Genomic DNA, 10,653 nt, shown 5'->3' with positions numbered 1-10,653 from the left:
CCCAGGTCATACGCAAAAAACCAGCAACGGCTTGCGCCGTTGCTGACCGGGTATTGCGGGTCGTTGAAGCGAGGGTTACAGCGGACGACCGAGGGCGTTGCACACGTTGGTGTTGCCGATGTTCTGAGCGCTGGTCGCGGTCAGGAAGCTACTGCGTACTGCAGTTTTCCAGGCTGCTGGCAGCGGCACAAAGCGGTTGGCGGTGATGGCGGCGTCGTTGTTGGTGGCGGCGTTGGCACCGTAGTGACGGGTGAAGAAGTCACGCACTTGTGTGCTCTGGGTACCGTCGGCATAGCATTGGCTGAAGATCAGGTTGGTGAAGCCCAGGATCGGGTAACCGGTGGTTGGGTAAGCCACGACACTTGGATCGGTCGGGCTAGTGGTGGCGGCGAACACTGGGACCCAGGCGTTCGGGTTGGAACGGTTGGCAGCGGCAGGCACGGCGACGGCGGCGATGGCTGCCGACACGTTGGCGGGTGCTGGCGACACACCGGCAACCTTGGCGACTTTGGTGGCGTCGTCCAGGCCAGCCAGGGTGGTCGCTGCGTAATCCGGGCTCATGTAGGTGATGCGACCATCAGCAGTATTCAAGGCCGTCATCACCGCCTGGCTGCCAACCGCAGACACCGCATTGGCCGGCAGGCCACCGCTGTAGCTGGAGGCGAAGTTGGTGGTGATGGCGAAGGTGCCGGTCTCGGCGCACTTGGCGTTCAGGAAGCGGGTGAACAGCTCGGTGGTGCCGCTGCTTTCGCTGCGGTAAACGACAGTGATCGCGCCAGTGCGGCCGGAACCGGTGATCTGGCTCCAGTCGTTCAGACGGCCGGAGAACACGCCGCACAGTTGGTTGACGCTCAGATCAACGTTGGCCGTGCCGGCTTTGTTGAACGGAATCGCAACCGAAGTGGCCACCGAAGGCACCTGGATCAATGGACCCCAGGCAGCGCCATGCGCCGACACATAGTTGCTCAATTCGGTAGCGCTGAGTTTGGAATCGCTACCGGCCCAATGGACATTGATGCCGGTAACGCCTGGTTTGAGCTTTGTGTAATCGTTGTTCAGGAAGGCAGCCTTGCCGTTGCCGCTGCCGACACCGATGTAGGCGGCGAAGCCAGTGGTCAGTACGCCAGTGGTCTGGTACAGCGGTTGTGGCAGGGTCGCGCCACCCCCGTTGATGTCAGCCATTGCAGCCTGTGCCGAGCACAGGGCAGCGAGGGTCAGGGATACCGCGAGAACGTTGCGCTTAAACATGAAGAGTCTCCTTTCGTCGTGTTCGTACGTGGGTGAGTTGCTCGTGCATGACGCCATGGCGCTCAAGTCCTGTGCCCGGAACCGCGTAGGTCGAACGGCGTATGGGGTGAGGCCATGGGTCAGAAGTTCGCAGCTTCCAGTGACAGATAAAGGAAAAAACCTCGGGAGCCGGGCGTTGATTTTCCGGCGGATTCTCGGGTGTTTGCGGGGGCTTTGCGCGATGTTTGGCGCGCTACTTTCGTTGGTTTGGTTGAAGGTCGGCTGGAGGGCTTGACGGGGCGTTGCAGATGACAGAACGACGAACCCGAGGATGATGGGATTGGGGCTCGGGTGATGGTGCAAGGCTTGAAAAATAATTTTGTGTGGGTGGAAAAAATCTTGTGACCCCCTGTAGCAGCTGCCGAACGCAACTTCGCGGGCTCGGCAGCTGCTACAGGTCGTGTTGTGCCATGACCCATTTGCTGTCCGTACAAAAGTAAACGCCCCGAACATGTCGGGGGGCGTTTACAGAAACCACCATCAGTGCGTTTTCACAAAGACTGTTTAGAGCCGTTTATCATGCACAGATGCTTTTGTGGCGAGGGAGCTTGCTCCCGCTGGGTTGCGAAGCGGCCCCAAAACCTGCAATCGCATTTTTTCTGGCATACCGCGTATACCGGTTTTACGACTGCTGCGCAGCCGAGCGGGAGCAAGCTCCCTCGCCACAATGGATCGCTCAGTTCTGCGGATCGAGGTTATCCAGCACCCGATTCACCGCCAACTCCCCAAGCATGACGACCGATTGAATCCCCAACATCATGTTGCGATGGGGCATGTCCATCAATCCGGCGAACTCACTGAGCATCATGCTCGCTGACGCCAGGGATTCGCAGGCGTTGACCAGCAGGGTTTCGTTATCGACCTCGGGGCCGACATGGTAAATGGTGCTGGGTTTGCGCTTGGCGTCTTTGGGGGTGGGTGGTTTGAGGTAGTGGTCGAGGGCGCGGTTGGCGGCTTCGTGGAGTTTTTTCGAATCGAGGGATTCGTACGGGGATGCCGGATCGGTTTCCGGCGGATTAGGCGTCGGTTTGAACATAGATGAAACTCCAAATCAGAAAAGAGGAGCCATCACCCTCGCTACCAAACGAAGGGGTGGTGGCCATGCGAAGGTTGGTAGACCGGTGACTTGGAAAACCGGCGCGCCCGAAGGCGCCCTGCGCATGGCCACCATAAACGCAGGCCGAAAAGGCTCTGCATCAGGTGCGCTATGCACGCAAGTCAAACCGGGCTACCAAACCCGATCGCTGTTTTTCAGCGACAGGCAAACGATAGAGCCCGGCCTCAAGGCGCACAAGCCGGCGGATTCTGGCGCAGTCGTAGGCAGCGGCGCAAGGATGTGTAGCCTGAGAGAGTGTCTGGAGATGTCTTTTAAACATCCATGTTTAAGATCAAAAGATCGCAGCCTCGTTGCACTCGACAGCTCCTACAGGTGGACACCAAACCCTGTAGGAGCTGTCGAGTGCAACGAGGCTGCGATCTTCTGATCCTGCTTCACTGCACCAACTGATTGATCTCAATGATCGGCAACAGCACCGCCATGACGATCACCAGCACCACCGCGCCCATGACCACGATCATCAATGGCTCCAGCAACGCAGTCATGCCCATGGCCCGGCGCTCGATGTCCCGGGACAGTGTTTGCGCGGCGCGTTCGAGCATCGGTGGCAGCGAGCCGGTTTTCTCGCCGCTGGCGATCAGGTGGATCAGCACCGGCGGGAAGACTTTCTCAACCCGCAGCGCAGCGGCCAGGTTAACGCCCTCGCGAACCTTGGCCGTGGCGTCGCTGACGCTCAGGCTCAGACGGTCGTTGGACAAGGTCTGGCGTGCCGCCTCCAGCGCACGCAACAACGGCACCCCGGCGCCACCGAGAATCGCCAGGGTCGAGGCAAAACGCGCGGTGTTGAGCCCCAGCACGAATCGCCCGATCAACGGCAAACGCAGGATTCGACTGTGCCAGTTCAAACGCGCCGCCGGGTTGCGCAAGTACAGGCGCCAACCCCAGAAACCGCCCGCCATCAGACTGAAACACAACCAGCCCCAACCGCGAATGAAGTCACTGGCGTTGAGCATCGCCAGGGTCAGCCCCGGCAGGTCCTGCCGCGCCTGGGAAAACGCGCTGACCACCTGCGGCACCACGTAGCTGAGCAGGAAAATCACGATGGCAATCGACACCAGCCCCACCACCCCGGGATAGATAAACGCGGTGAGAATCTTGCCCCGCAGGTTGTTACGCTCTTCGATGTAATCGGCCAGCCGCTCCATGACCTGGGCCAGGTCGCCAGACTCCTCGCCCGCCGCAATCAACGCCCGATAGATCTCTGGAAAATCCCGTGGTCGCGCCGCCAACGCTTCGGCCAGGCGCATGCCGCCACGCACATCGGCGCGCACCGCGCTCAAGGTCTGGGCGATGTGCTTGCGTTCGGCTTGCTCCACCGTCGCGCTCAACGCGGCTTCCAGCGGCAGGCTCGCGCCGAGCAGGCTCGCCAATTGCCGAGTGGCCCAGGCCAGATCGTTGTCCGAAAGTTTCGCGCTGAACAGTCCGCTGCCACCGCCCGCCGGCGTGTTGCTCTCGACTTGCACCAACAACGCGGTCAGGCCACGACTGCGCAAGACGCCGAACGCCGCGCTCTGGCTGTCGGCTTCCAGATGGCCGGCCTCGATCTTGCCGTTGGCGTCGGCGGCTTCAAAACGGTAGCGGTTCATCAGGCGTCCCGTGTCACGCGAAGGATTTCTTCCGGCGCGGTGGCACCGCTGCGTACCCAGCGCTCGCCGTCTTCACGCATGCTGAACATCCCGGCCTCGCGGGCGGCGGCTCTCAAGGCCTGCTCGCCGGCACCCTGATGGATCAGCGTGCGAATGTCATCGTCGATGCAGAACAATTCATGAATGCCGGTACGACCGCTGTAACCCGTGTGGTTGCATGTGGCACAACCAACCGGGCGCCAGGTGCCGGGGGCGGCCGGGTCTTGCTGTTTGCAGTGCTGACACAGCCGTCGCACCAGCCGTTGCGCTAGCACTCCGAGCATCGATGACGCCAGCAGAAACGGTTCGACCCCCATGTCGATCAACCGGTTGACCGCCGACACCGCGTCGTTGGTGTGCAGCGTCGCCAATACCAAGTGCCCGGTGAGCGAAGCCTGCACGGCGATTTGTGCGGTTTCGAGATCGCGGATTTCGCCGATCATGATGATGTCCGGGTCTTGCCGCAAAATCGCCCGCAGCGCCAGGGCGAAGGTCATGTCGATCTTGGCGTTGACCTGGATCTGGCTGATGCCCGGCAAGTCGTACTCCACCGGGTCTTCAACGGTGAGGATGTTGCTGGTGCTGGCATCGAGCCGTGCCAGAGCGGCGTAGAGACTGGTGGTTTTGCCGCTGCCGGTGGGGCCGGTGACCAGCACGATGCCGTGGGGTTGACGGATCAGGTTGTCGAGTTTGGCCAGCACTTGCGGGTCCATGCCCAGGGTTTCCAGTTGCAGGCGCCCGGCCTGTTTGTCCAGCAGGCGCATCACCACCCGTTCGCCATGGCCGGTGGGTACGGTGGAGACGCGAATATCGATCGGCCGCCCTGCCACGCGCAAGGCGATGCGGCCGTCCTGGGGCAGGCGTTTTTCAGCGATGTCGAGTTGCGCCATGATCTTGATCCGCGACACCAATGCGCCGTGCAGCGCCTTGCGCGGCGACACCACATCCCGCAGCGTGCCGTCGACCCGATAGCGCACCACCGAATGGCTTTCATAGGGTTCGATGTGAATGTCGCTGGCCTCATCCCGCGCCGCTTGCGTGAGCAAGGCGTTGATCATGCGGATCACCGGCGCGCCGTCCTGGGTATCCAGCAGGTCGGTGATTTCCGGGATGTCGTGCATCAGCCGATCGAGATCGACTTCGTTTTCCGCCGCGCCGACAACCGCCGCTGCGCTGCCGGTGTCGGCGTAAGCGCTGGCGAGCAAGCCGTCGAGTTCTTCGTCGCGCACCCGCTCCAGCCGCGCCGGGCCAAACTGACGCCGCACTTCACTGATCGACCAGCCTGGGGTCGACGGACACACCGTCAACACCGCGCCCTCCTCGCCGGTGCGCAGCAGGATGCGTTGGGCCTTGGCCCAGGCGTAGGGCAAAGCGCTCATGGCCATAACCCTCTATTCAACGAGCGACACAATCCCCCTGTAGGAGCTGCCGAAGGCTGCGATCTTTTGATTTTTGTTTTATTGGAACTGATGAAGATCAAGATCAAAAGATCGCAGCCTTCGGCAGCTCCTACGGGAGTTGGTGCGTTCATTGGATCGGCACCGCGCGAATGGTCGCCCGCGGCTGCGCATTCGACACCGGCACACCCTGCGCCGCCGTCGGCAATTGCGGCGCCTGCATGTCCGGCATGGCCCAGCTGCGCTCCGGTTGCATCCCGCCCTGGGCACGACGCATGAAGTCGTAGCGGTTGAGGGTAATCGCACGCCCGGCGCCGCTGTCGCGAATGATGTAGGGGCGCAGGAATACCATCAGGTTGGTCTTGGTGATCGCCCGGCGCTCATTGCGAAACAGCGCACCGATCCCGGGAAGGGTCGACAACCATGGCACCGCGTCGTTGCTTTGGCTGTAGCCGTCCTGCAGCAAGCCACCGAGCACCATGATCTGCCCGTCATCGAGCAGGATGCTGGTGTCGATCGCGCGTTTGTTGGTCACGATCCCGGCGGCGGTCGCGCTGTTGGACGCACGCTCGTCGATGCTGCTGACTTCCTGATAGATGTCCAGCTTGACCGTGCCGCCTTCGGAAATCTGTGGCCGCACATTGAGCTTCAAACCGACTTCTTCACGGGTCACGGTCTGGAACGGGTTGTTGCTGGTGCCGCCACCGCCAGTGACGTAGCTGCCGCTGACAAAAGGAATGGTCTGGCCGACAAAAATACTCGCCGCTTCGTTGTCCAGGGTCAGCAGGTTGGGTGTCGACAGCACGTTGGTTCCGCCCTTGCTCTTCAAGGCGCGGGCGAGCACTTTCAGGTCGAGGATCTTGCCGATGCCGGGAATGTCCACCGTGCCGTTGACGTAGCCGAGGTTGAGGCCTTGGGGCAACACGTCAATGCTGGTATTGGCGTTGGTATTGATCCCGGCGCCACCGAGGTTGGCGCCACCGATCACGCCATTGCCACCCAGATTACCGGTCTGCCATTGCACGCCGAATTCACTGGCATCGTCTTCGCCGACTTCGACGATCAGGCTCTCGATCACCACTTGCGCGCGGCGCTGATCGAGCATGTCGATCACTTCACGCAGGTTGCGGTACACCGGTTCCGGCGCGGAAATCAGCAAGGTGTTGGTGGTGCCATCGGCCTGAATGGTCACGCCGCCCGCACTGAAAGCCACGTTCTGCTCACTCTGCTGACCGCTGCCTGTCTGGCCACTTGAGCCGCTAGTGCCCTGCCCGTAACCGTTGCCGCCCGTGGTGCTGCTCGACGTAGAGGTTTGCGTGCCGCTGCTGCTCTGGCTGCCGCTCTGCCCGTTTTGGCCACCGCTGGTGTTACCGCCCATCGCGCTGAGCACCGAGCGCGCACCGTCGCTGCCGCCGCTGTCGCTTTCCCCGGTGAGCAAACCGCGCAGGGCCTGGGCCAGTTTGCCGGCCTGGGCATTGCGCAGGTACACCACGTGCAGGTTGCTCGGGTTGCTCTGGGCGTTGTCGAGTTTGTAGATCAGGTTGCGTGCCAGCTCAGTGCGTTCCGGGCTGCCGGCACGGATGATGATCGAGTTGGAACGCGGGTCGCCAATCACCGAAATCTTCTGCGTCGGGTCATTGCCCGGCGCTTCCAGCAAGTCCGAAACCATGCCGGCAATGTCCACTGCAATACCGTTCTGTACCTGCACCACGTCAGTGTCGATAGCGCTTGGGCTGTCGATGCCTTGAATGATCTGCGCCACCCGCGCCAGGTTCTCGGCGTAGTCGGTGATGACGATGGTGTTGTTGCCGGGGTAGGCGTTGATCGGGTTGTTCGGCGACACGATCGGGCGCAGCACCGGGATCAGGTTCACCGCGTTTTCGTATTGCAGGCGAAAGGTGCGGGTCAGCATGCCATTGCCGGCGGGTTTGTCGGCGCTGTAAATCGGCCCGCCGAGCAACTTGGCGTCGGCCTCCGGCACCACTTGGGAAACCCCGCCGACATCGACGACGCTGAAACCCTGCATGCGCAGGGTCGCCAGCAGCATGTCGTAGGCTTGATGCGCCGGCACTTGCCCTTCGGAGACCAGCGTCAGGTTGCCTTTGACCCGTGGATCGACCAGAAACTGGCGACCGGTGGACCGCGATAATGCACGCACTACCGCCGGGATATCGACGTCGACAAAATTCAGCGTCACCGGTTGGTTGCCCAACGGATTGCTCGCTGGCGTGCTACCGGCGGGCAGTGCATTGCGCAGGTTAGGGCTGCTGATTTTGTGCTGCACTCCCGGCGGTTGCTTCAACTGCGCCTGGTTTTTTTGCCGATCCGCCAATGCATCGCCGGTACGGTTGGTGTCGGCCAACGGGCGTCCCAATTCGCTGTCCACCAGCAACGGCGGCTGTTGCGTCGTGGCGGTATTGCTGCACGCGCTCAGTGCCAGCAATAGAAACGGCGCGGCCATGCGGCACTGACGCACATACAGAGAACCTGACCACTTCATGAAGCTTCCTTAGCGCCTGGCGCCTGATTCATGCGAACGGTTCCGGACAGAATGCCTGGCGTGTCATTGGACATAGGTTCGCCCGCGCGCTGCAAACGAGCCTCGACCACTTCAAGGGAAAATTGCCGGGGATTGACCAGCAACCAGCCGACCACGGCGTCTGCCGGAGCGTGGTCGAACGTCAAGTGCCAGGCCTGGGAAGTTGCGCTGTCCGGCGCCTGTAATTGGTAATGCCCGGCCAGGCCGCTGGCTTCAAGGCTCTGGCGCAGGGATTGTTCGAGGCCCTGCGCGGTGGGTGGTCGCGCCACCTCTCGCAGCAAGACCTCCAGCGCTTCGGCCTGGGAACGCAGCTTTGGCGATTCGGCCTGCCAGTAATCAATCTTTTTCAGCGGCGGTTGAATCAGCAACAGCCAGGTCAACAAACCTGCCAGCACCAGCGCCGTGCCCGCGACCATGCGTTTTTCGCGCAGGGCCAGGCCTTGCCAGATCACTTGGGCACGGGCGTTGAAGTGCTGCCAGCGCGCACGGTAAATCCCCAGGGAATAGTTACTCATCGTCGGCTCCGCTGGTGTTGTCTGCATCGCTGGCCGCAGCCTCGGCGGCCGGGCGCAAGGTCCAGCCATCTTCGGTGGCGTTGATCGCAACGCCGGCCTGGGTCAGCGCGGTTTGCCATTGCTTGTCGCTGCCGGTTTTGCGCGCATCGCTGAGCAAGCTCAGCTGCAACTCGCCCTGTTCAAACACCAGTTGTTGCACGCTGCCGACGATGAAGGGCATGCCGCTGCCGGCCAGCAGCACCAGGCTGGCGAAACGCTGGGTCGGGTCGGTCGCGGCACCGCTCTGGCGGGCGGCCAATTGCTGACGCGCTTGTTGCAGCGGATTGAGGATCACCGGCAACTCAGGGAAGGCCTGCTTCACCCGCAAGTTCATGTGCGTCTTGAGTCGCTGGCCCTGCGTCGCTTCACGGGCCGCGTACAGATTCAGCCCCAGGGTCCAGACCGCCACGGCCAGCGCACAAAAGGCCGCCGCCCGGCCCCAGCCTGATTGACCGGCGCTGCGTTGTTGAATCCCGCCGTGCAAACCCCATCCGGGCAAGGCCCCGGTCCAGCGTTGTTCGGCGGGTAACGGCGTGATCGTCGTCTCCGGCGGCGCTTCGCCGATCCATTGCACGCTGGCGCCGTGCTCCAGCAACAGATCATTCAACGCCTCCTCCACCGCCGGGTGTACGACCGCGTGCTGAAGGCTGTGACGCACCAACAGATGCCCGTCCCGAACGCAGGCCACCGGGCCCTCCGCGACAGGCAAGCAATACGCACCCGAGTACACACCGCGCAGGGTCAATCGCGCCATCCGCAGTAGCTGGCCGAACTGGCTCAGCCATTCCCGGGACAACCATGCAATGTGCACGCGCCCCTGCTCGTCCCTAGGGCTGTGGGCGATGTGCATCTGCTCGCAGGCCCCGAGAATCAGCGCCTGCGTCGCGCACTGCACCGCCGCCGTGGTTTTGCTGGCCGGCAAGATCGGCAGGTCGATACTCGCCAACAGGCTGTCCTGGGGGTGCAAAAAAAATGCAATCGCCGGGGTTTTTCCGCTCTGGCCCAATTGCAGCAAGGTACTTTGGCCCTCGCGGGTCACCTGCCCCTGACGGTCCAGCCAGGCGAATTGCAGCGGGCTGTCGAGAGTCAGATCAGCCAATGGCGGCAAGGCGATGCGCAACTGGCTCATACGCCCACCCGTGACCAGATCACCTCGGGCAAACGGTCTTCGCTGCGGTGCAACAAGGCATCGAGGCTGACCCGGCGCTGATCGCTACGCGCCTTGCCACGCAAGCGAAACCAGTCGCTGGTGATCCCGACTTTGATGGTCGCCAGCTCAAGGTTTGGCATGCGCAGGCGGTTGACGAAATCCCCGCGATTGATGAACCACTGGCCGCCATCACGCTCATTGATCAAGGCCTGGGCGCGCGCGATCGACAGCCCCGGCACATAAGCAGCCAGCACCGGGGCGCTGGCGGTGTTGCCGTTGAGCCAGGTATTGGCCGGGAGGATGGTGACATAGGGCGTGATCTTCGCCAGCAGCGCGTCATTCATGCCTTCGACACTGCGCAAATCGTCGAGGCTGCGCAGCATCGGGCGCGTGGGCAATTGAGGTTTGCGCACGGCATTCGGCGAGGTATCGCGGCCGCTGTCAAAGCCGCTCGTGGGCGGTGTTTTGTCCGCCAACTCTGGGTTCAACAGAGGGGGGCTCAACAGACGTGGATAGGAGGCGATCACCCGCTGGCTGATGCGTTGGCTCAGGGCCCCATTGACCCCGATCAACTGGCACAGACGCTGGAAGTTCACCAGTTGTTCCTCGTCGATTCGTTCATTGGCGACCAGGTTGCGCAGGTTGAACTTGCCCTGTTCATCTTCCAGCCGACCTTCGAAAGGCAAATCATGACCGTCATAACGCGCCATGACCAAGGGCTGCGCCCACGGCTGATCGAGACGGGTCAACGGGTCACGCCGGCGCGCATCCCACAGCAAATGTCGGCTGATCTCGATGCCGCCGTGCAGCACCCAGGCGCCCTGCACTCGCAACTGCTCAGCCTCAAGGCTTCGGGTAAACACCGTTTGCCGGGTGAGCATGCCGCCCGCAATCACCGCCACCACCGCCGCGATCAGCAAGGCACTGATGATCGCCATGCCGCGTTGCTTCGCCACTGCCAGCGAATAGGCTTTCATGACCGCG

General features: G+C 62.2%; 8 protein-coding genes. All 8 read right to left on the bottom strand.

The features are described 5' to 3' along the window. Positions 1-75: 75 nt before the first annotated feature. The gene (locus ABH909_RS16445; protein WP_429434979.1) at positions 76-1,248 is read right to left on the bottom strand and encodes a substrate-binding domain-containing protein; all 1,173 of its coding nucleotides are present in this window, start codon (positions 1,246-1,248) and stop codon (positions 76-78) included. A 715-nt stretch (positions 1,249-1,963) separates the two neighbouring features. Beyond that, positions 1,964-2,323: a DUF6124 family protein gene (locus ABH909_RS16440; RefSeq protein ID WP_429434976.1), complete on the bottom strand. Its 360-nt coding sequence runs from the start codon at positions 2,321-2,323 to the stop codon at positions 1,964-1,966. 455 nt (positions 2,324-2,778) lie between these two features. After that, positions 2,779-3,990 (bottom strand): type II secretion system inner membrane protein GspF, encoded by a 1,212-nt coding sequence (gene gspF, locus ABH909_RS16435; RefSeq protein ID WP_429434974.1) that lies wholly within the window; start codon positions 3,988-3,990, stop codon positions 2,779-2,781. Further along, the gene (gspE, locus tag ABH909_RS16430) at positions 3,990-5,408 is read right to left on the bottom strand and encodes a type II secretion system ATPase GspE (RefSeq protein WP_429434971.1); all 1,419 of its coding nucleotides are present in this window, start codon (positions 5,406-5,408) and stop codon (positions 3,990-3,992) included. The genes gspF and gspE overlap by 1 nt, the downstream gene beginning before the upstream one ends. Positions 5,409-5,556: 148 nt before the next feature. Further along, positions 5,557-7,926: a type II secretion system secretin GspD gene (gspD, locus tag ABH909_RS16425; RefSeq protein WP_429434969.1), complete on the bottom strand. Its 2,370-nt coding sequence runs from the start codon at positions 7,924-7,926 to the stop codon at positions 5,557-5,559. Next, the gene (gene gspM / locus ABH909_RS16420; protein ID WP_429434967.1) at positions 7,923-8,480 is read right to left on the bottom strand and encodes a type II secretion system protein GspM; all 558 of its coding nucleotides are present in this window, start codon (positions 8,478-8,480) and stop codon (positions 7,923-7,925) included. The genes gspD and gspM overlap by 4 nt, the downstream gene beginning before the upstream one ends. Continuing rightward, on the bottom strand, positions 8,473-9,648 hold the full coding sequence (gspL, locus tag ABH909_RS16415) for a type II secretion system protein GspL (RefSeq protein ID WP_429434965.1): 1,176 nt from the start codon (positions 9,646-9,648) through the stop codon (positions 8,473-8,475). Before gspL ends, gspM begins: the two co-directional genes overlap by 8 nt. Further along, a complete protein-coding gene (gene gspK, locus ABH909_RS16410) occupies positions 9,645-10,646 on the bottom strand; it encodes a type II secretion system minor pseudopilin GspK (RefSeq protein ID WP_429434962.1) in 1,002 nt (333 codons plus the stop codon). Before gspK ends, gspL begins: the two co-directional genes overlap by 4 nt. Between the last annotated feature and the right edge of the window lie 7 nt (positions 10,647-10,653).

The sequence above is a fragment of the Pseudomonas sp. BS3782 TE3695 genome, from assembly GCF_050435305.1.
Lineage (GTDB): Bacteria > Pseudomonadota > Gammaproteobacteria > Pseudomonadales > Pseudomonadaceae > Aquipseudomonas.
Note: the sequence above shows the minus strand (reverse complement) of the source record. Positions and strands in the feature narration are given on the sequence as shown.

What these genes read in the sequence shown, in the direction of transcription:
- gspF (WP_429434974.1), bottom strand. Translation starts at nt 3,990, where the DNA reads ATGAACCGCTACCGTTTTGAAGCCGCCGACGCCAACGGCAAGATCGAG.
- ABH909_RS16440 (WP_429434976.1), bottom strand. Translation starts at nt 2,323, where the DNA reads ATGTTCAAACCGACGCCTAATCCGCCGGAAACCGATCCGGCATCCCCG.
- ABH909_RS16445 (WP_429434979.1), bottom strand. Translation starts at nt 1,248, where the DNA reads ATGTTTAAGCGCAACGTTCTCGCGGTATCCCTGACCCTCGCTGCCCTG.
- gspE (WP_429434971.1), bottom strand. Translation starts at nt 5,408, where the DNA reads ATGAGCGCTTTGCCCTACGCCTGGGCCAAGGCCCAACGCATCCTGCTG.
- gspK (WP_429434962.1), bottom strand. Translation starts at nt 10,646, where the DNA reads ATGAAAGCCTATTCGCTGGCAGTGGCGAAGCAACGCGGCATGGCGATC.
- gspL (WP_429434965.1), bottom strand. Translation starts at nt 9,648, where the DNA reads ATGAGCCAGTTGCGCATCGCCTTGCCGCCATTGGCTGATCTGACTCTC.
- gspM (WP_429434967.1), bottom strand. Translation starts at nt 8,480, where the DNA reads ATGAGTAACTATTCCCTGGGGATTTACCGTGCGCGCTGGCAGCACTTC.
- gspD (WP_429434969.1), bottom strand. Translation starts at nt 7,926, where the DNA reads ATGAAGTGGTCAGGTTCTCTGTATGTGCGTCAGTGCCGCATGGCCGCG.